General features: G+C 71.9%; 19 protein-coding genes. 7 read left to right on the forward strand and 12 right to left on the reverse strand.

The genetic code is table 11. The annotated features are described in order from the left end of the window. Positions 1-33 precede the first annotated feature (33 nt). Positions 34-690: a GntR family transcriptional regulator gene (locus CW359_RS33320; protein ID WP_105973931.1), complete on the forward strand. Its 657-nt coding sequence runs from the start codon at positions 34-36 to the stop codon at positions 688-690. Continuing rightward, positions 687-1,109 (forward strand): hypothetical protein, encoded by a 423-nt coding sequence (locus CW359_RS33325; RefSeq protein WP_105973932.1) that lies wholly within the window; start codon positions 687-689, stop codon positions 1,107-1,109. Before CW359_RS33320 ends, CW359_RS33325 begins: the two co-directional genes overlap by 4 nt. 24 nt (positions 1,110-1,133) lie before the next feature. Here the strand turns inward: CW359_RS33325 and pip are convergent, their stop codons facing one another. After that, entirely contained in the window at positions 1,134-2,105 is a 972-nt protein-coding gene (gene pip / locus CW359_RS33330) for a prolyl aminopeptidase (RefSeq protein ID WP_105973933.1), read from the reverse strand. Between the two features lie 45 nt (positions 2,106-2,150). Then, entirely contained in the window at positions 2,151-2,888 is a 738-nt protein-coding gene (locus tag CW359_RS33335; RefSeq protein ID WP_105973934.1) for a uracil-DNA glycosylase, read from the reverse strand. A gap of 97 nt (positions 2,889-2,985) precedes the next feature. Between CW359_RS33335 and CW359_RS33340 the strand changes: the two genes are divergently transcribed. Next, positions 2,986-3,519, forward strand: a complete 534-nt coding sequence (locus CW359_RS33340) for an RNA-binding S4 domain-containing protein (RefSeq protein WP_408647545.1) — start codon at positions 2,986-2,988, stop codon at positions 3,517-3,519. A gap of 67 nt (positions 3,520-3,586) precedes the next feature. On the opposite strand, the gene CW359_RS33345 is transcribed toward CW359_RS33340, so the two are convergent. The 3 genes from CW359_RS33345 to CW359_RS33355 form a co-directional block, all read right to left on the reverse strand. Continuing rightward, complete coding sequence (locus CW359_RS33345; RefSeq protein WP_105973936.1) at positions 3,587-4,021, reverse strand: DoxX family protein; 435 nt, start codon at positions 4,019-4,021, stop codon at positions 3,587-3,589. A gap of 118 nt (positions 4,022-4,139) precedes the next feature. Then, positions 4,140-4,817: a class I SAM-dependent methyltransferase gene (locus tag CW359_RS33350; RefSeq protein ID WP_105973937.1), complete on the reverse strand. Its 678-nt coding sequence runs from the start codon at positions 4,815-4,817 to the stop codon at positions 4,140-4,142. A 74-nt stretch (positions 4,818-4,891) separates the two neighbouring features. Then, on the reverse strand, positions 4,892-5,869 hold the full coding sequence (locus tag CW359_RS33355) for an acyltransferase domain-containing protein (RefSeq protein ID WP_105973957.1): 978 nt from the start codon (positions 5,867-5,869) through the stop codon (positions 4,892-4,894). Positions 5,870-5,963: 94 nt separating this feature from the next. On the opposite strand from CW359_RS33355, the gene CW359_RS33360 reads away from it, so the two are divergent. Next, positions 5,964-6,239 (forward strand): DUF6343 family protein, encoded by a 276-nt coding sequence (locus CW359_RS33360; RefSeq protein WP_105973938.1) that lies wholly within the window; start codon positions 5,964-5,966, stop codon positions 6,237-6,239. A gap of 49 nt (positions 6,240-6,288) precedes the next feature. Here CW359_RS33360 and CW359_RS33365 read toward each other — a convergent pair whose 3' ends face one another. The 4 genes from CW359_RS33365 to rpsA all read right to left on the reverse strand — a co-directional run bounded on the left by CW359_RS33365 (position 6,289) and on the right by rpsA (position 10,061). Next, a complete protein-coding gene (locus CW359_RS33365; protein ID WP_105973939.1) occupies positions 6,289-6,681 on the reverse strand; it encodes a tetratricopeptide repeat protein in 393 nt (130 codons plus the stop codon). A gap of 50 nt (positions 6,682-6,731) precedes the next feature. Further along, on the reverse strand, positions 6,732-7,340 hold the full coding sequence (gene coaE / locus CW359_RS33370; protein WP_105973940.1) for a dephospho-CoA kinase: 609 nt from the start codon (positions 7,338-7,340) through the stop codon (positions 6,732-6,734). Between the two features lie 57 nt (positions 7,341-7,397). Then, positions 7,398-8,336, reverse strand: coding sequence for a PAC2 family protein (locus CW359_RS33375; RefSeq protein ID WP_105973941.1), 939 nt, complete (start codon positions 8,334-8,336; stop codon positions 7,398-7,400). Positions 8,337-8,561: 225 nt separating this feature from the next. Further along, complete coding sequence (gene rpsA / locus CW359_RS33380) at positions 8,562-10,061, reverse strand: 30S ribosomal protein S1 (protein ID WP_105973942.1); 1,500 nt, start codon at positions 10,059-10,061, stop codon at positions 8,562-8,564. A 325-nt stretch (positions 10,062-10,386) separates the two neighbouring features. Between rpsA and CW359_RS33385 the strand changes: the two genes are divergently transcribed. Continuing rightward, positions 10,387-11,256, forward strand: coding sequence for a class I SAM-dependent methyltransferase (locus CW359_RS33385; RefSeq protein ID WP_105973943.1), 870 nt, complete (start codon positions 10,387-10,389; stop codon positions 11,254-11,256). A gap of 86 nt (positions 11,257-11,342) precedes the next feature. Next, positions 11,343-13,856, forward strand: coding sequence for an ATP-dependent helicase HrpB (gene hrpB / locus CW359_RS33390; protein ID WP_105973944.1), 2,514 nt, complete (start codon positions 11,343-11,345; stop codon positions 13,854-13,856). On the opposite strand, the gene CW359_RS33395 is transcribed toward hrpB, so the two are convergent. The 3 genes from CW359_RS33395 to CW359_RS33405 all read right to left on the reverse strand — a co-directional run bounded on the left by CW359_RS33395 (position 13,846) and on the right by CW359_RS33405 (position 16,935). Continuing rightward, on the reverse strand, positions 13,846-14,838 hold the full coding sequence (locus CW359_RS33395; RefSeq protein WP_105973945.1) for a cell envelope lipid trafficking protein PgfA: 993 nt from the start codon (positions 14,836-14,838) through the stop codon (positions 13,846-13,848). The two genes, hrpB and CW359_RS33395, sit on opposite strands and share 11 nt — an antisense overlap. Before the next feature lie 33 nt (positions 14,839-14,871). Next, the gene (locus tag CW359_RS33400; RefSeq protein ID WP_105973946.1) at positions 14,872-15,006 is read right to left on the reverse strand and encodes an SPW_0924 family protein; all 135 of its coding nucleotides are present in this window, start codon (positions 15,004-15,006) and stop codon (positions 14,872-14,874) included. Between the two features lie 168 nt (positions 15,007-15,174). Further along, positions 15,175-16,935 carry a lytic transglycosylase domain-containing protein gene (locus CW359_RS33405; protein WP_105973947.1) on the reverse strand — a complete coding sequence of 587 codons (1,761 nt, stop codon included), beginning with the start codon at positions 16,933-16,935 and terminating at the stop codon, positions 15,175-15,177. Between the two features lie 431 nt (positions 16,936-17,366). Between CW359_RS33405 and CW359_RS33410 the strand changes: the two genes are divergently transcribed. After that, positions 17,367-18,302 (forward strand): DUF4184 family protein, encoded by a 936-nt coding sequence (locus tag CW359_RS33410; protein ID WP_105973948.1) that lies wholly within the window; start codon positions 17,367-17,369, stop codon positions 18,300-18,302. Positions 18,303-18,570 lie beyond the last annotated feature (268 nt).

Below are 18,570 nucleotides of genomic sequence, written 5' to 3' on the forward strand. Positions count from 1 at the left end.
GTAAAACCCGCCCGGGTCGGCGAAGATGGGCCCATGACGAAGATCGAACCGCTCGGAGCGGTGCGCGAGCGCGTCCTGACGGCCCTGCGGGAGGAGATCATCGCGGGCCGCCTCGGCCCCGGCGACCGGCTGGTCGAACGCGAACTGGCCGAGCGCTTCGGGGTCTCCCGGGTCCCCGTCCGCGAGGCGATCCGCGCCCTGGTCGCCGAGGGCTTCGTCCACTTCGAGACCCCGCGCCGCACGGTCGTACGCCGTCTCACCCCGACCGACGTGGCCGAACTCTTCGAACTGCGCGAGGCGTTGGAGGTCTACGCGTCCGGCCTCGCCGCGTCCCGCGCGACCCCGGCGGACCTGGCCGAACTGGCGGAACTCCTCGACCGGGCCGCCGCCGCGACCGCCGCCGGCGACGCGGAGACGATCACCGACATCAACACCCGCTTCCACGACCGCATCCTGGCCACCGCCGGCAACAGCCTGCTGATCTCGGTCATGGAACCGGTCGACGGCCGACTGCGCTGGCTCACCCGCCGCAACGAGGAGTGGCCCCAACTCCTCACCGAACACCGCGAGTTGTACGAGGCGATCGCATCCGGCGACCCGGCGCGGGCCCGCGCCCACGCCCTGACCCACGTCCAGGCCAACCACCGCTCGACGGTACGGCACCTCTTCGGAACGGAAGGCGACCTGTGACCGCCCCCACGGTGATCGGCGCCGCCCGCAACCGCCCCTGCACCCTGATCGTCTGCCGCGGCTGCTGCTGCGGCGACCCGCGCAAGCACCCCGGCTACGACCACGACTGGCAGCTGGAACGCCTCCGCGCGGCGGCCACCGCCTCCGCCGGACGCCTCGCCGTCCGTACGTCGGACTGCCTCGGCCCCTGCGACCAGGCGAACATCATCGTCGTCCAGCCGTCGGGCGAGGGCCGCAGGCGTGGCGGCAAGGCGGTGTGGATCGGCTGGTCGATGGGCGACGACTGCACCGAGGAGATAATCGGCTGGGCGGAGGCGGGCGGCCCGGGCATCGCCCCTCCCCCGCCCACGCTGGAACTCCAGTTCGTCCAGTCGGAGGGCGAACGCACCCGGGCCCGCACCCGCCGCAACCGCCGCTGACCGGCCGACCGACCGCTCAGCCGGTCAACCCCGAGCCGCGTACCGATCCGTCGCCGCCACCAGCTCGTCCACCATCCCCGGCGCCCCCGCGTTGTGCCCCACCTCGTCGACGAGGATCAACTCGCTGCCGGGCCAGGCGTGATGGAGCCGCCATACCGTGCCGAGCAGGTTCCCGGGGTCGAGGCTGCCCTGGACGAGCGTGCCGGGGACGTCCTTGAGCAGATGCGCGTCACGCAGTACGACGCCGTGCGCGCCCTCGTTGCCCTCGCCCAGGAAGTGGTCGGCACCCCAGTAGTGGGTGACGGTCCGGGCGAAGCCCATGCGGAACTCCGGGTCCTCGTAGCGCGGTACGGAACGGGGCGGGGCCGGGAGCATCGCCGTCTCCCAGTCGGTCCACGCCCGCGCGGCCCGCGCCCGTACCTCGGGGTCGGGCGACTCCAGCAGCCGGTTGTAGGCGGCGGCCAGATTCCCGTCCCGCTCGCCCTCGGGCACCCCGGCGCGGAACTTCTCGAACGCCTCGGGGAACAGATTCCCCAAGCCCCTGGTCAGCAGGGCCACTTCGGCGTCGGAGCCGGTCGCGACCGCGGTGAGCACCAGCTCGGACACCACCTCCGGATGCGTCTGCGCGTACCGCAGCCCGAGCACCGACCCCCACGACACGCCCCACACCAGCCACCGCCCGATCCCCAAGTGCCGCCGCAGCAGCTCCAGATCGGCCATGACGTGGCCCGTCGTGTTGACGCTCATGTCGGTGTCGTACGCGCTCGCGCGCGGTGTCGAACGCCCGCACCCGCGCTGGTCGAGCAGCACGATCCGGTACGCGTCCGGATCGCAGTACCGCCGGAAGTTCGGGCTCGCCCCCGACCCCGGCCCGCCGTGCAGCATCACGACCGGCTTGCCCCGCGGATTCCCGCAGACCTCCCAGTAGACGCGGTTGCCGTCCCCGACGTCGAGCATGCCGTGGTCGTACGGTTCGATCTCCGGATACAGGCCCATCGGGGCAACCTAACGCGCGTACGTCGGTCCGGTCGCAGCAATTTCTCAGTGGTGCGGGAGGCCTGCGGCGGTCGCCGCGTCCCGCAGCACCTCCCGGAGCATCTCCGGCGTGAGGCGGCCGGTGAAGGTGTTGCGCTGGCTGACGTGGAAGCAGCCGAAGAGGCGCAGCCCACCGCCGAGCGTGAACCTCGCCCCATGTGCGAAGGCGGGGCGCGGACGCGGCACGCTCCAGCCGGCCGCGTGGAGGGCGGGCAGCGTGGCCTGCCAGCCGAACGCACCGAGCACGACGACCGCCCGCAGTGTCGGCCGGAGCAGCTCCAGCTCGCTCACCAGCCAGGGCCTGCACGCGTCCCGCTCCTCCGGCGTCGGCTTGTTGGCGGGCGGAGCGCAGTGCACGGGCGAGGTGATGCGTACGCCGTACAGTTCGAGCCCGTCGCCGACGCTCACCGAGGCGGCCTGCGACGCCGACCCCACCTCGTGCAGCGCCGCGTACAGCACGTCTCCGGAGCGGTCCCCGGTGAACATCCGCCCGGTCCGGTTCCCGCCATGGGCAGCGGGCGCCAGCCCGACGACCAGCAGCCGGGCATCCACCGGCCCGAACCCCGGCACCGGCCGCCCCCAGTAGTCCCAGTCGGCGAAACCGGCCCGCTTGGTACGGGCGACCTCCTCCCGCCAGTCGACCAACCGGGGGCAGCGCCTGCACCCGGCGATCCGCTCGTCGAGCCCGGTCAGCGCCGCCGACCCGGCCGACCCCGTCGGTGCGGCCGGATCACTGGTGTCCATGCGTCCACCGTAGAGCGGTGGACCGGGGCACCGGACCACAAAAAGCCGTCCGGTCCGCCCGACCCGGAGTACTAAGGTCGAGGGCATGGCATCTGGCATGGCTTCCGACGACGCGGGCACCGAAGGCGGCGCGCACCCCGACGACAGCGCCGTCACGGACCCGGCACCGGTCTCCCCTGCGGTGGCCTCCCCGGCGGAGGCCGCAGCCGACGCCGCCCGTCCGGCGAGCGGCGAGACCGTCCGGATCGACAGCTGGATCTGGTCCGTACGGCTCGTGAAGACCCGCTCCATGGGCGCGACCGCCTGCCGTGGCGGCCACGTCCGTGTCAACGGTGAGCGAGTGAAGCCCGCGTACGCCGTGCGCGTCGGCGACGAGGTACGCCTCCGCACCGCCGGCCACGAACGGGTCGTCGTGGTGAAGCGCCTGATCCGCAAGCGGGTCGGAGCCCCGGTCGCCGCGGAGTGTTACGTGGACAACAGCCCTCCGCCGCCGCCCCGCGAGGCCGTCGCCCCGGCCGGCATCCGCGACCGCGGCACCGGCCGCCCGACCAAGCGCGACCGCCGCGACATGGAACGCCTACGGGGCCTCACCGCACCGCCCGGCCACTCGGGCCCCGACGACACCCCGTAACGACCGGCCGCCCCGCAGGAACCCGGCACCTCAGCGCTGCACCGCTACCGTCACCGTCGCCGAACCGTCACGCCCGTCGCCCCACCAGCCGCACCACTCGCGCCAGCTCCGCGTTGTGCCCTCGGCGGGCCCAGGCTATGAGGGCGAGCGGCACGATGAGGATCAGCGGTGTCGCCGCGTACTGCCCGTCGAAGACGGTGACCTGCACGACGAACGCGCCCACCATCAGCGCGCTCAGCGCCATCGCTGCCACCGACTGCAGCACAGGTATCAACAGCCCGACGGCGCCGGCCAGTTCGAGGAGCCCGATGGTGTACATGCCCGCGCTGCCCCAGCCCATCCGGTCGAAGGACTCGACGGCCGACGGGTGGGCGATCAGCTTGGGCAGGGCGCTCGCGAACGCGTAGAAGAGAGCGAGGACTGTCTGAAGCGCCCGCAGCGCGATCCAGGCACGTCGGCCACGAGCGGACACGGACCCGGCGGAAGTGACTTGGGTGGACATGGAGGTCTCCTGGGTGAAGTGGTTCGCGTTGCTTTCACAGAGGTAGACCGGGCACCGGCCCCGAACTCATCGCGGCTGACCACCCGAACTCCGGCACTCACCCGCTCGCCCATCTACTTCACGCACTCACCGCCCTCACCCAGATCCCGTCCTCCGTGAGATACCGGTCCACTCTCAACCCCGCTTCCCCCAGCGCCTCCTCGAACTGCTCCGGCGTCAACGGCCGGGCCAGGAAGGTCTGTGTCCATGTCGCGTCCGGGAACTCGTACTCCGCGCGCACCGAGTTGACGCCCTCCCCGACCGGCTCCGACGACACCAGCCGCAGCGTGAACCCGCTCGGGTCGACCCGCTCGCGCGGCAGGTCGGTGTGGTAGTCCGCGCCCTCGCGCTGGATCAGCACATGGCCGCCCTCGGCGACATGCCGGGCGCAGGTGCGCAGCAGCCCGCGCCGCACCTCGGCGTCCCCGGCGTGCACGAGGAACGACGCCAGCAGCACCACGTCGAATCTCTCGCCCAGATCGAGGTCCTCGATCGGGCCGCATATCGTGCGCGCTCCCCGGACGCGCTCCAGCATCTCGGCCGACTCGTCCACCGCCGTCACCGTGAAACCCCGCTCCAGAAGCGGGTGGGTCATGCGGCCGACACCACTGCCCAACTCGAGGATGCGCGCACCCGGAGGCACCGCCGCGGCGATGATGTCCGGTTCCTCCCCGACGGGCAGCCGGGAGTAGAGCTCGACCGCGCAGCCGTCCGGGGTGATCGCACCGGGGCCCGTGCCTTGATGTCCTTCTCGCATTTCCAGTTTCATGCCCGCACAACGGCCCACGCCCGCACGGCCGTTCCCGTCCTCCCCCTGTTCACTCGTTCGAGTCAACCCGTCGGCAGCGGGAACCATCCGTGCCCGATGTACCAGTGTCCGCCGCCCCGCAGATGGTCCCCGACGGCCCGTTCCACGGTCGTGCGCCGGGACAGCTCGGCCACCGGCAGGTCGGGGTTGCCGAACACGAACTGGACCGGTTCGGTGTCGGCCGGCTCACCCGTCTTGCCCGCGATCCGGAAGCGTTCCTGGAAGCGGACGATGTTGGAGTCCGCCCCGAGATACCGCTGCAACTGCCGGTCCAGCAGCCAGGAATGGCAGACCCCGGCCGTGTACCGCTCCCCGGGAAAGTGCCGCGCGAAGAAGTCCAGGGCCAGCGCCATGGACCGATCGCAGGCGGCCGGGGACAGCGGCCCGTGGAAGTCGGGGATGTGCAGGCTGAGGCACAGGGCGTCGGGGTCCGAGGGCAGACCGGTCGAGGCGAGCAGCCCCGCCGTGCGCTCCCCCACCCTCGCCCGCTGGAACTGCAGCCGCCCCAGGTGGAACAGCTCCCCGTGGAAGTGCAGCGCGACCCACCGCGGTGCCTGTACGCCACCCCGGCCGTACCTCCTCCGGTACACGGCCATGTTCCGCCCGAGGTCGGCGAGCGTACGGCGGGACACCTCGGGCGGGATCCCGAGCGCGTCGTGGTGGGCGCGGACGTACGGAAGCGCCGCGAGGAACACGTACGCGGGGAAGCAGCGGCCAAGGGCGGCCTCCGTCTCCCCGCCCGCGCGCCTGTGCGACTGCCCGTCCGCCCGTTCGTCCGTCTGCCCGGTGAACTGCTGTGCGATCCGCTCGTCGGCCCAGGGCGCCGCCCCGCCGATCTCCCCCATGTCCCGGACCAGTCCCTCGACGCACTCCTCCAGGAGCAGCATCGCGGCGGGGTCCTGGGTCAACGGCCTTCGCAGGGCGATCAGTTCGTTGATGTCCTCATGGGGTACGGCGAGGTCGAGCAGGATCTCGGGAAAGTCGTCGGCGTCCGGCAGCACCATGTCAATCTCCCCGGTCGTCTCGGCGGCCGGCGGTCCGGCCCACGGCCCTTGGTGAACGTCCGGAGCGAAGAGTACGTTGCAGGAAGGAGCGATGGTCCCGATGCGTACAGGAAGTGAGCCGACGACAGCGCGCAGTGCCCTGCGGGCGCGTCTGTGGCTGAGCGTGTGGGGACTGGTCTGGGCGGTCGCGGGAACCGCCGCGTTCGCGGTCGCCGGACGCCCGGGCTGGGCCGCTGCCTGCGGTGTCCTGTGGCTGGTCGTCACGGTCGACCTGGTCGTGGTCCTCCGCCACATCAGGCAGGGCCCGCACTACCAGCCGGGCCCCGGCATCCCGCCGTACCGGCCACCCGAGCGGCACGGCCCGTGACCCGCACGCGCGCGTGCCGACGAGAACCGGACCCGCGTACGGCGAATGCTCAGGACGGCGAGTCGTCGTCGAACCGCGCCGCTTCCAGATAGCGCGGGTTCGGGTCGAGCGCCGCCGCCAGCCGGAAGTGGCGCTTGGCCTGGTCACGGCGGTTCTGGCGCTCGTAGGTGCGGGCGAGCGCGAAGTGCGCGAACGCGTTGTCCGGCTCGCGCTCCAGGACGATCGTGAACTCCAGCTCGGCGGGGCGCAGTTGCGCGGCGGCGAAGAAGGCACGCGCGCGCAGCAGTCGGGCGGCCGTGTTCTCGGGGTGCGCGGCTATCACGGGGTCGAGCAGTTTCACCGCGCCACGGGGATCACGCGCGGCGAGCAGCTGCTCGGCCGCACGGAAGTCGATGACATGCGTCTCCGGAGTGCGTCCGGTCCATCCGCTGATCTCGGGCACGGCTGAGTCCTTCCCTCACTACGGCGGTTCAACGCCCGGACGCGGCAACGCTATTCCTGGGACGCCCGCGCTCTGCGTACGAGATCCGCCCATACGTCCGTTACACGCTGTTCCAGCCGTGCCAGGGGTACGTCGTTGTCGATGACGACGTCCGCGATCTCCAGGCGCTTCTCGCGGGTGGCCTGGGCGGCCATGCGCGCGCGTGCGTCGTGTTCCGTCATGCCGCGCAGCCGGACCAGCCGGTCGAGCTGGGTCTCGGGGCTCACGTCGACGACGATCACCAGGTCGTAGAGCGACTTGAGGCCGTTCTCCGCGAGCAGCGGTACGTCGTGGATCACGACGTCGTCCTCGGTTGCGGTGGCTTCGAGGGCGCGGGAGCGGGCGCCCACCAGGGGGTGCACGATCGAGTTCAGTACGGCGAGCCGCTCCGGGTCGGCGAAGACGATCGAGCCCAGCTTGGGCCGGTCCAGGCTGCCGTCCTCGGCGAGCACCTCCGTACCGAAGGCGTCGACGACCGCCGCGAGGCCCTCGGTGCCGGGCGCGACGACCTCGCGCGCGATGCGGTCCGCGTCGATCAGGACGGCGCCGCGCGCGACGAGCAGCCGCGACACCTCGCTCTTGCCGGCCCCGATGCCGCCGGTCAGGCCCACTGTCAGCATGCCCGGCAGCTTAGGGCCTGCCACTGACAGCGTCCGCGACAGGGCACCGACGAGGGCTCAGGCCTCGCCCTCCCGCTCCGCGAGGAAGCGTTCGAACTCCAGCCCGATCTCGTCGGCGGACGGGATCTCGACCGGCTCGGCGAGCATGTTGCCCCGGCTCTCGGCGCCCGCAGCGGCGTCGTACTGGTGCTCAAGACCCTGGACGAGGGCCACGAGGTCCTCGTCGCCCTCCTGGATCTGGCGGTCGATCTCCGTCTGGGTGCGGTGGGCGTCCGTACGCAGGGTGTGCGCGATGGCGGGCAGCACCAGACCCGTGGCCGCCGTGATGGCCTCCAGGACGGTCAGGGCTGCGTCCGGATACGGCGAGCGGGCGATGTAGTGCGGGACGTGTGCGGCGACGCCCAGGACGTCGTGACCGGCCTCCATGAGGCGGTACTCGACGAGCGCCTCGGCGCTGCCGGGGACCTGCGCCTCCTCGAAGGGGCTGCGGTGGCCAGGTACCAGTTCGTTGCGGTTGCCGTGCGGGGTGAGGCCCACGGGGCGGGTGTGCGGGACGCCCATGGGGATGCCGTGGAAGTTCACGGACAGCCGGACGCCGAGGCGCTCGACGATCTGCTGGACGGCCGCGGCGAAGCGCTCCCACTCGACGTCCGGCTCGGGTCCGGACAGCAGCAGGAAGGGCGCCCCGGTGGCGTCCTGGACGAGCCGCACATCGAGTGTGGGCACCTCGTAATCCGTCCAGCGGTCACGCTTGAACGTCAGCAGCGGGCGACGCGCGCGGTAGTCCACGAGCCTGTCGTGGTCGAAGCGGGCCACCACCTGGTTGGGCAGCGTGTCGAGCAGCCGGTCGACGATCTGGTCGCCGGTCTCGCCCGCGTCGATGTATCCGTCGAAGTGGTAGAGCATGACAAGACCGGCCGACTCCTGCGCCAGCGCCACGTCGACGACGGCCAGGCCCTTCGGCTCCCATGCGTACAAACCCTGCGGATCAAGCACAGTGACCGCTCCTCCTCGTGTTCACTCTGCACAACGCCGCAGCGACCACGGTCATTCCCGTACGTCTACAAGAAGGGCAACCCCAACTCCCCCAGGGGCGCGGGGAACTGCGCGACAAGCCCCCACCGACCGGCAGCCGAGAACCAACCGGAAGCAGGCAAACCAAAGGGCCCGCACCTGAAAGGTGCGGGCCCCTCGACTAGCTGCTAAGCCCAGCGGCAGCGATCAGCTCTGGCCACCGGCCAGCTTCTCGCGGAGCGCCGCAAGCGCCTCGTCCGACGCCAGGGCGCCCGACGTGTCGTCCGACTCCGAGGAGTACGAACCGCCGACGGAACCGGCCGGAGCCGCACCCGCCGCGTCGCCGCCCTCGGCCGCCGCCTGGGCGTCGGCCTCGCGGGACTTGATGACCTGAGCCTGGTGCTGCTCGAAGCGCTGCTGCGCCTCGGCGTACTGGTTCTCCCACACCTCGCGCTGGGATTCGAAGCCCTCGAGCCAGTCGTTGGTCTCGGGGTCGAAGCCCTCGGGGTAGATGTAGTTGCCCTGGTCGTCGTACGACGCGGCCATGCCGTACAGCGTCGGGTCGAACTCGACCGAGGCCGGGTCGGCACCGAAGGACTCGTTGGCCTGCTTCAGCGAGAGGCTGATGCGGCGGCGCTCGAGGTCGATGTCGATGACCTTGACGAAGATCTCGTCGTTGACCTGGACGACCTGCTCCGGGATCTCCACGTGGCGCTCGGCCAGCTCGGAGATGTGGACCAGACCCTCGATGCCCTCGTCCACGCGGACGAACGCACCGAACGGAACGAGCTTCGTGACCTTACCCGGGACGACCTGACCGATCTGGTGCGTCCGGGCGAACTGCTGCCACGGGTCTTCCTGCGTCGCCTTCAGCGACAGGGAGACACGCTCGCGGTCCATGTCGACGTCGAGGACCTCGACGGTGACTTCCTGGCCGACCTCGACAACCTCGGAGGGGTGGTCGATGTGCTTCCAGGACAGCTCGGAGACGTGCACGAGACCGTCGACGCCACCCAGGTCCACGAAGGCACCGAAGTTGACGATCGAGGAGACCACGCCGGAGCGGACCTGACCCTTCTGCAGGGTCGTGAGGAACGTCTGGCGCACCTCGGACTGGGTCTGCTCGAGCCAGGCACGGCGGGACAGGACCACGTTGTTGCGGTTCTTGTCCAGCTCGATGATCTTCGCCTCGAGCTCCTTGCCCACGTAGGGCTGGAGGTCGCGGACACGGCGCATCTCGACGAGGGAGGCCGGCAGGAAGCCACGGAGGCCGATGTCGAGGATGAGACCACCCTTGACGACCTCGATGACGGTACCGGTGACGATGCCGTCCTCTTCCTTGATCTTCTCGATGGTGCCCCAGGCGCGCTCGTACTGGGCGCGCTTCTTCGAGAGGATCAGGCGGCCTTCCTTGTCCTCCTTCTGGAGAACAAGGGCTTCGATCTCGTCGCCGACCTTGACGACCTCGTTCGGGTCGACGTCGTGCTTGATCGAGAGCTCGCGGCTCGGGATGACACCTTCGGTCTTGTAACCGATGTCGAGCAGGACCTCGTCCCGGTCGACCTTCACGATGACGCCGTCGACGATGTCGCCGTCGTTGAAGTACTTGATCGTCTCGTCGATCGCGGCGAGGAAGGCTTCCTCGTTACCGATGTCGTTGACCGCTACCTGCGGAGTGGTAGAGGTGGTCTCGGTGCTGCTCGTCATGTGGGAAAGGGCTCCGGTACGGACAGTGAGTCGTAGGTACTGCTTACGCCGGGAGCCCGTTTCGCTCTGCAGAAGGCCGGACAGCCAAGGAAGCGCCACACCAGGACCGAAAGATCCGGTGGCGCCTCGACAACCGAGGGGACATACATACAGATGCGAGCGCAGCCTGCTACGTCTGAGGTGCGCAGGCCCGCAGCGCAACTTGTAGCATACGGGGGCAGCCGGGCAGGGTCAATGCGCGAAGGCGCACACCCGGGGCGGATCGCCGCATACCCGGCACAAGACGTGTCCCAGGAGGCCACGCGGGCGCGTAGACGCCCCATTCGTGACGACCGCCGGAACAGGTCGGACGGAAGAGCCGCAGACTAATACGAGGGAGCCGATCATCCAAGAGCCCGAATCGTCCGAGCCCGAGGCCACCCGGCGTGCCGCCGGAGTCACGGAAAGCTCCCGGGCCAACCGGGGCTGGTGGGACCGGAACGCGGACGACTACCAGAACGAGCACGGCACCTTCCTGGGCGACGACCGCTTCGTCTGGAGCCCCGAGGGCCTCGACGAGGTGGAGGCCGAACTCCTCGGCCCCGCGGAGGACCTCAAGGGCAAGGACGTCCTGGAGATCGGCGCCGGCGCGGCCCAGTGCTCGCGCTGGCTGGCCGCGCAGGGCGCCCGCCCCGTCGCCCTCGACCTCTCCCACCGTCAGCTCCAGCACGCCCTGCGGATCGGCGGCGGCATCCCCCTGGTGGAGGCGGACGCCGGCGCCCTGCCCTTCGCGGACGGCTCCTTCGACCTGGTGTGCTCGGCGTACGGGGCGATGCCCTTCGTCGCCGATCCGGTGCTGGTGCTGCGCGAGGTGCACCGGGTGCTGCGCCCGCGCGGGCGCTTCGTCTTCTCGGTGACGCACCCGCTGCGCTGGGCGTTCCCGGACGAGCCCGGCCCCGAGGGCCTGTCCGTCTCGCACTCGTATTTCGACCGCACGCCCTACGTCGAGCAGGACGACGAGGGCAACGCGGTGTACGTCGAGCACCACAGGACGGTCGGCGACCGCGTCCGGGACGTCGTGGCGGGCGGCTTCCGCCTGGTGGACCTGGTCGAGCCCGAGTGGCCGACCTGGAACACGTCCGAGTGGGGCGGCTGGTCTCCGCTGCGCGGCGGCCTCATCCCGGGTACGGCGATCTTCGTCTGCGAGCGCGACTGAGCAGGCCGGATCGGGAACCCGCTTGAAAAGGCGCCCTCCCCGCACGCGTGGAGGGCGTTTTCCGTGGGCGTACGACACTGGGGGACGTGATCCGTTACGACGCCCTGGACGTCCTGCCCGTACGCGGTGCCCTGCCCGCCCTCACCGAGGCACTCGACGCGCACGGCACCGCCGTCCTCGTGGCGCCGCCCGGCACCGGCAAGACCACGCTGGTGCCGCTGGCGCTGGCGGGGCTGCCGGCGGACGGCGGGCCCGCGCGACGGGTCGTGGTCGCCGAGCCGAGGCGGATCGCCGCGCGGGCTGCGGCGCGGCGGATGGCGTGGCTGCTGGGCGAGCAGGTCGGCGCGAGCGTCGGGTACACCGTGCGCGGCGAGCGGGTGGTCGGGCGGCACACACGCGTGGAGGTCGTCACGACGGGTGTGCTGCTGCAACGGCTGCAGCGGGACCAGGAGTTGCCGGGCGTCGACGTGGTCGTGCTCGACGAGTGCCACGAACGGCACCTGGACGCGGACACGACGGCGGCGTTCCTGGTCGACGTACGGGCGGCGCTGCGCCCCGAACTGCGGCTGCTGGCGGCGTCGGCGACGACCGACGCCGAGGGCTGGGCGGCGCTGCTGGGCGGCGCCCCCGTGGTCGAGGCGGCCGGGGTGTCGTACCCGGTGGAGGTGGTGTGGGCGCCGCCGGCCCGTCCCGTACGGCCGCCGCACGGGATGCGGGTCGACCCGGCGCTGCTGACGCATGTGGCGTCGACGGTGCGGCGGGCGCTGGCCGAACGGGCGGGCGACGTCCTGTGTTTCCTGCCCGGCGTGGGCGAGATCGCGCGCGTGGCGGGCCAGTTGCGGGATCTGGGTCCCGCGGTGGAGGTGCTCCAGGTGCACGGGCGTGCGCCCGCGGCTGTGCAGGACGCGGTGCTGGCGGACGGGACGGGCCGCCGCGTGGTGCTGGCGACATCGGTGGCGGAGTCGTCGCTGACGGTTCCCGGGGTGCGGGTGGTCGTCGACTCGGGGCTGGCGCGGGAGCCGAGGGTGGACCACGCGCGCGGGCTGAGCGCGCTGACGACGGTACGGGCCTCGCAGGCGGCCGGGCGGCAGCGGGCGGGGCGGGCCGGGCGTGAGGCGGCGGGGGCGGTGTACCGCTGCTGGGCGGAGGCCGAGGACGCCCGTCTGACGCGTTTTCCGGCGCCGGAGATCAAGGTGGCCGACCTGACGGCGTTCGCCCTCCAGGCGGCCTGCTGGGGCGATCCCGACGCCTCCGGGCTGGCATTGCTGGACCCGCCGCCGGGCGGCGCGATGACTGCGGCCCGGTCGGTGCTGACGGCGATCGGCGCGGTGGACACCACCGGCCGTGCCACGACGCGGGGCACCCGCATGTCCCGCCTCGGCCTGCACCCCCGGCTGGCCCGCGCCCTCCTGGACGCGGCTCCCGTGGTGGGCGCGTCCCGTGCCGCCGAGGTGGTTGCGCTGCTGAGCGAGGAGCCGCCCCGGGAGTACGGCGACGACCTCGCGGCGGCCTGGCGCACGGCCCGGCACGGCAACGACGCGTACGCGGCCCGCTGGCGGACGGAGGCCCGGCGGCTGCGCTCGGCAGCACCGGATTCCGCCCCTGGGCAATCCGCGCCCGCTGTCGGCGACGACCACGCCGTCGGTCTGGTCGCCGCGCTCGCCTTTCCCGAGCGGGTCGCCCGCGCCCAGGGCGGCTCGTATCTGATGGTGTCCGGTACGCGTGCCGAGGTCGGTGACGGTTCCGCGCTGCGGGGTGCGCCCTGGATCGCGGTCGCCGTGGCGGACCGGCCGGTCGGGGCCGGGCACGCGCGCGTGCGGCTCGCCGCCGTTGTCGACGAGGACACCGCCCGGTCGGCCGCCGGTGCGCTGCGCTCCTCGGGCGAGGAGGTCCACTGGGCCGACGGGGACGTCGTCGCCCGGCGGGTCGAGCGGCTCGGGGCGGTGGAGCTGGCGGTGCGTCCGCTGCGGAACCCCGACCCCGCCCTCGTACGCGAGGCCCTTGTCGAAGGGCTGCGGCAGGACGGGCTCGGGTTGCTGCGGTGGTCGTCGGACGCCGAGGTGCTGCGGGAGCGGCTCGCGTTTCTCCGGCTGCGCCTGGGCGATCCGTGGCCCGACGTCTCCGAAGGCGCCCTCCACGCGCGCGTGGACGAGTGGCTGGAGCCGGAGTTGGGCCGGGCGCGGCGGCGGGGCGATCTGGGGCGGATCGAGGCCGGGCAGGCGCTCAACCGGTTGTTGCCGTGGGCCTCCGGGGAGGCCGGGCGGCTCGACGAGCTGGCGCCCGAGCGGTTCGCCGTGCCCAGTGGGTCCAGGATCCGGATCGACTACTCCGACCCCGAACGGCCCGTGCTCGCCGTGAAGTTGCAGGAGATGTTCGGACTGCGGGAGTCGCCCCTCGTGGCCGGGGTGCCGGTCGTCGTGCATCTGCTGTCGCCCGCCGGGCGGCCCGCCGCCGTCACCGCGGACCTCGCCTCCTTCTGGGCGGACGGCTACAAGGGCGTGCGGGCCGAGTTGCGCGGGCGGTATCCGAAGCATCCGTGGCCGGAGGACCCGGCGACCGCCGAGCCGACCCGGCACACGAACGCGCGGCTCAGGCGGTGACCGGTTCGGGGGCGGAGGTCTCCGCGGGGACGGGGTCGGCCGGGCGCCGTCCGCGGGCCTCCAGGTAGAGGGCGAGGGCCAGCAGGAGCACGCCCAGGGAGAGGAAGCCCCAGGGGAGGTACGACGTCATCAGCAGGACCAGTACGCGCTGGGACTTGACCAGGTCGACCGTCGACTCGATGTAGTCCTCGCGCATCTTCACGTGCCCGGCGAAGGCCGTCACCTTTTCGCGCCCCCCCAGGAGGGTGCCTCCGCGCAGTTCCTCCTGGTGGATCTCCTCGCCGTAGACGGGCGCACCGGTGACCGGCTCCACCCAGAACTTGCGGACCGTGGTGTACCAGCGGGTGGTGCCGGTCGCGGCGACCGTCTCGGGGGTGATGCCCTCGACCGGCATGGTCCTGGGGAAGGGCACCTTCGTCCACGGGATGGTCTGTTCGAAGTAGTAGACCGAGACGCCGCGGAAGTCCCGCGTCCCCTTGTAGTGGATGGGGGCCGTCACGCGCGCCTGTGCGTCGAAGTACTCGTAGTCCCGTTTCTCCACCAGGAAGGGCCACTTGAACTCGATGCCCTCCCGTTTCACCGGGGTGCCGTCGACCATCTCGCCGGTGGCGTGGACGGGTTCCTGGGTGTGCGCGTCGAAGATGTAGCGCTCGGGGATCTTCGAGACCATCTTCCCGTCGGGCCCCTGGACGTAGGAGAGGCCGTCCCAGACGACCACGTCCCGGCCGGCCGTCTTCTCGATCTTCTCCGACGCCTCGACGTCGCCCTTGAGGGTCTGCACGATGGTGACCTTGGAGACCTTCTTGGCCGTCATCGTGCCGTAGTCGAGCAGGGTCGCGTCCTTCGCCTCCAGCACCATGTCCTGGTACTGGTTGGCGGGCACCTTGGCCAGGCGCGGGAAGGCGTACCAGCGCAGCAGCGGGGACAGCGCCGCGAAGAACACGGCGAGGGCGAGCAGAACCAGGCCGGACTTGCGGCGCATCTCGGCCTCCCTCCCGGAGGGGTACGGCGGCGGCTACGGGTGTGACGGGACGGTGGTGAGCATCGGCTTCGGGGACGTCTTGCCCGTCGGCGTGCCCACGGCCGTGAGCGTGAGGACGAGGGCGAACGCGAGGGCGAGACCGGCGGCGGCGGCGATCAGGGCACGCATACGGGGCCTCCCCGGGCGCCGACGGTGAGCTGACGGGGTGTCAGGGCGGGCACCGTAGCAACGGGCGGCCGAGATGAGAACAACTCGCGCAGACGAAGCGCACACGAAAGCGGCACCCCTCGCCGTGAACGGGGTGCCGCGGTCGTACGTATGAACGCGCAGAAGCCTTTACGCGCTCGGGGAGGCGGAGGCCGACGGGCTCGCCGATTCCGTCGGGGTCGCCGATTCCGTGGGGGATTCGGTGGAGGTGGGTGCCGCCGTCACGGTCAGTTCGACCGTCAGGGTGGCGCCGCCGGTGGTGGTGACGCGGAGCAGGAAGGTGCCCGCGGTGTCGTCCGCGTACAGCTTCGGCAGCTTGAGGAGGCCGTTCGCGTCCGTTTCGAGGCCCGTGAGGGTGCGGACCGTCTTGCCGTCCGCGTCCTTGAAGTAGGGGCCCTTGTCGTTCACGGTCGCGTCGGTGGCCGAGGTGATCAGGGTGGCGGTGGCCGCGACACCGTCCGCGACGGCGCCGTCGTACGTCGCCTTCACCTCGACCTGGTCGGCGAACTCGCCGCCCGCCACGCAGGTGAGCGCGGTGGTGCCGGTCCGGGCGAGGGTGTCGGCGGCGCGGGCGGTGACGGTGGCCGCGTAGTCGAGGGCGCCGACCGTACGGCCGACGACGACCGCGCGGACCGTGAAGTCACCTGTCTTCTCGCCCGCCTTGAGCGTGGGCGCGACCGCGACCCCCACGCTGTCGGTGACGACCGTGGCGACGCTCTCGCCGCCGGTGAAGGTGGTGTCGGTGTCGCCGACGATCGTGAAGCGGATCCTGACCTTGCCGACGGACTTGCCGGCCGAGGTCTCCGCGCGCGTGCTGATCTTCTTGGTGAACGTGTCGCCCGCCGTCGCGGTGAGCTTGGCGGTGCCCGCGTCCTCCAGGTGGTCCACCGTGTCGGTGGGCGTGGGCACGGGGGTGGGGCTCGGCACAGTCGGCTTGTCCGGCTTCGGCGGGGTCGGGGTGCTCGTGCCCGGCGTGCTCGGGCCGGTGCTCGGCGTCGTCGTGCCCGGCGACGGCGTGGTGCTCGTCCCGGTCTTGTCGTCGCTGCGGCCCGTGGGCAGCGTGCCCGTGCCGTCCGGGATCTCGTGGGTGCCCTTGCGGTAGTACTCCAGCCACGACAGGACGAGGTTCAGATAGTCCGTCGAGTTGTTGTAGCTGAGGATCGCGCGGTTCAGATCGGCCTGCGTCGACAGGTCCCAGCCGTACCGGCACAGGTAGTGGCCGGCGGCGAGGGCCGCGTCGTAGATGTTGTTGGGGTCCGCCTTGCCGTCGCCGTTGCCGTCGCGGCCCGCCCACGCCCAGGTGGACGGGATGAACTGCATCGGCCCGACGGCGCTGTCATAGCTGCTGTTGCCGTCGTAGACGCCGTTGTCGGTGTCCCTGATGAGCGCGAAGCCGTTGCCGTCGAGCTGCGGGCCGAGGATCGGGCTGGTCGTCGTGCCGTTCGCGTCGACCTGGCCGCCGCGGGCCTGGCCCGACTCGACCTTGCCGATGGCCGCGAGGAGCTGCCAGGGCAGGTTGCACTGCGGCTTGGCCGCGCCGAGCGCCGCCTCGGCCTTCTTGTAGGCGTCGAGGACGGTCGCGGGTATGCCGGCCTCGGCCTCGCCGCGCGAGACCGGCGTGCCTATCACCGCCGACTGCGAGGGGTTCGGGCTGGGGTTGGGGCTGTTGAGCGGCGGAAGGTCCGTGTGGTAGGGCGAGTTGCCCGTCGCACTCGCACTGTCGTCGACCGTCGCGTCGGGCACGGACTGAGAGTCGGCGGCGGTCTGTCTGCCCTGGTCGTCGACGACCGCCCCCGGAGCCTGGGACGCGGACAGTGCCGCGACCGCGAGCGCGGCCACAGCCGTGGTCGCCGCCCCCTTGCGGAGCCTCCTGCCGATGTACGCCGCCATACGGAGAACCCCTCCCGTGGGCGACAAGTCGCCCTGCTCCATGTGTTTTCGCCCGGTACCGATCGATCCGACCAGTCCCGACCGATCCCGGTCAGCCTTGAAAACCGGCCATTTCGCCCGATTTCGCGCCTTGTTCGCGTGTTACGCCTTCATTGCGCTTCGGTGTTCGACCATGCTCCCCGGCAGGCCGACCCAGGCGACCCTACGACAACTTGTGTTGCACGGACACCCGTTCGTGCCCGTTATTCACCGATTGGCCACCTGTGATTCTGTCGCGCTCCGTGGACCCGAGTGGCCCGTACGTGCCCTTTCACTCACCCCCACGACCACCGTTCCACCGCCCGTCGCAGCTCGCGGCCGTCCCGCATACTGGACGCCGATGATCATCGGGGCGGTTCGCCCATGCCCGACATCCGTTCCAGGGAGCCCACTTGCCGTTCACTCTCAGCCATGCGGCGGCCGTACTGCCCGCCGTACGCGCCGACGGAACCGGACGCGGCCGACTGGTACCGGCGGTACTCGTCGCCGGCTCCTTCTCCCCCGACCTGACCTACTTCGCGGCGAGCGCGCTGCCCGGGGCGATGGAGTTCGGCAGCTTCACCCACTCCTTCCAGGGCGTCTTCACGGTCGACGTGGCCATCGCCTGCGCCCTGGTGGGCCTGTGGCTGTTCCTGCGCGAGCCCCTGGTCGCCCTGCTGCCCCGCGCCCACCAGGGCCCGCCGGCGGCCCTGCTGCGCTGCGGAACGCCCCGCGCGCGGGTGACCCCTTCCCTCCTCCTGCGCTGGTACGCGTCGGCCGCCCTCGGCGCCCTCACCCACGTCGTCTGGGACGCGTTCACCCACCACGACCGGTGGGGCGTACGGCTGTTCCCCGTCCTGGACAGCCCACTCCGGGGCTCACCGCTGTACTGGTACCTGCAGTACGGCGGTTCGGCGCTGGCCGCGGTGGTCATCGCGGGGTTCGTGTACTACGCGCTACGCCGGACAGGCGCGCGCAGGCCCACGGGCGTACCCGCGCTGTCGGTACGGGACCGGTGGCTGGCCTCCGCCGTCATCGGCGGCTGCGCGGCGGTGGGGGCGGTACAGCGGGTGCTGCGCTGGTGGGCGCACTGGGGCGCGACGGCGAAGCCGTGGGAGGTGATCCCGACCCTGTGCTTCGGCATCGGCGCGGGACTGCTGCCCGGACTGCTCCTGTACGCGGCGGGAGTGCGGGCACGGCGGTCCGGGGGACGGGCGGGGACTCGTGCCCCGGAGGCCCACCCGCTTCGCACCGGGGGTCACGCGGAGGGGCGTGCGGAGGACCGGCCGGAAGGGCACGACCCGGATCACGCGGGCGGGCGTGCCGGGGGGCGTACGGGGTCGCGCTGACCGGTGCGGAGGGGTTGGCGCGGCCAACGGCGTCTCCAGCCGGCCCAGAGGCGGCCTGCCCGGCCGGGGTGGGCGGTGAGGGGGGTGCCTCCGGGGAGGCGGGCTGTGCTGGCGTCGGCGGCGAAGGTGCGGGTCGCCGTCCGGCGGGTGAGCGTGCGTATACCCATGCCCGCATCCTGGCGGGCGTGCTCTGAGGGGGCGTGTTCGCAGGGGCCACGCGAGTGACGCGCCCTCCGGGGGGGTGGGGCGGGGCGGGCTCGTTGTCGGG

The sequence above is a fragment of the Streptomyces geranii genome (genome assembly GCF_002954775.1).
GTDB classification, from domain to species: domain Bacteria; phylum Actinomycetota; class Actinomycetes; order Streptomycetales; family Streptomycetaceae; genus Streptomyces; species Streptomyces geranii.

Excerpts from the sequence above, each read along its gene's own strand:
- coaE (WP_105973940.1), bottom strand. The coding sequence starts at position 7,340 with ATGCTGACAGTGGGCCTGACCGGCGGCATCGGGGCCGGCAAGAGCGAG.
- CW359_RS33350 (WP_105973937.1), bottom strand. The coding sequence starts at position 4,817 with ATGCGAGAAGGACATCAAGGCACGGGCCCCGGTGCGATCACCCCGGAC.
- CW359_RS33320 (WP_105973931.1), top strand. The coding sequence starts at position 34 with ATGACGAAGATCGAACCGCTCGGAGCGGTGCGCGAGCGCGTCCTGACG.
- CW359_RS33335 (WP_105973934.1), bottom strand. The coding sequence starts at position 2,888 with ATGGACACCAGTGATCCGGCCGCACCGACGGGGTCGGCCGGGTCGGCG.
- CW359_RS33395 (WP_105973945.1), bottom strand. The coding sequence starts at position 14,838 with ATGCGCCGCAAGTCCGGCCTGGTTCTGCTCGCCCTCGCCGTGTTCTTC.
- CW359_RS33405 (WP_105973947.1), bottom strand. The coding sequence starts at position 16,935 with ATGGCGGCGTACATCGGCAGGAGGCTCCGCAAGGGGGCGGCGACCACG.
- CW359_RS33360 (WP_105973938.1), top strand. The coding sequence starts at position 5,964 with ATGGTCCCGATGCGTACAGGAAGTGAGCCGACGACAGCGCGCAGTGCC.
- pip (WP_105973933.1), bottom strand. The coding sequence starts at position 2,105 with ATGGGCCTGTATCCGGAGATCGAACCGTACGACCACGGCATGCTCGAC.
- rpsA (WP_105973942.1), bottom strand. The coding sequence starts at position 10,061 with ATGACGAGCAGCACCGAGACCACCTCTACCACTCCGCAGGTAGCGGTC.
- CW359_RS33340 (WP_408647545.1), top strand. The coding sequence starts at position 2,986 with ATGGCTTCCGACGACGCGGGCACCGAAGGCGGCGCGCACCCCGACGAC.
- CW359_RS33345 (WP_105973936.1), bottom strand. The coding sequence starts at position 4,021 with ATGTCCACCCAAGTCACTTCCGCCGGGTCCGTGTCCGCTCGTGGCCGA.
- CW359_RS33400 (WP_105973946.1), bottom strand. The coding sequence starts at position 15,006 with ATGCGTGCCCTGATCGCCGCCGCCGCCGGTCTCGCCCTCGCGTTCGCC.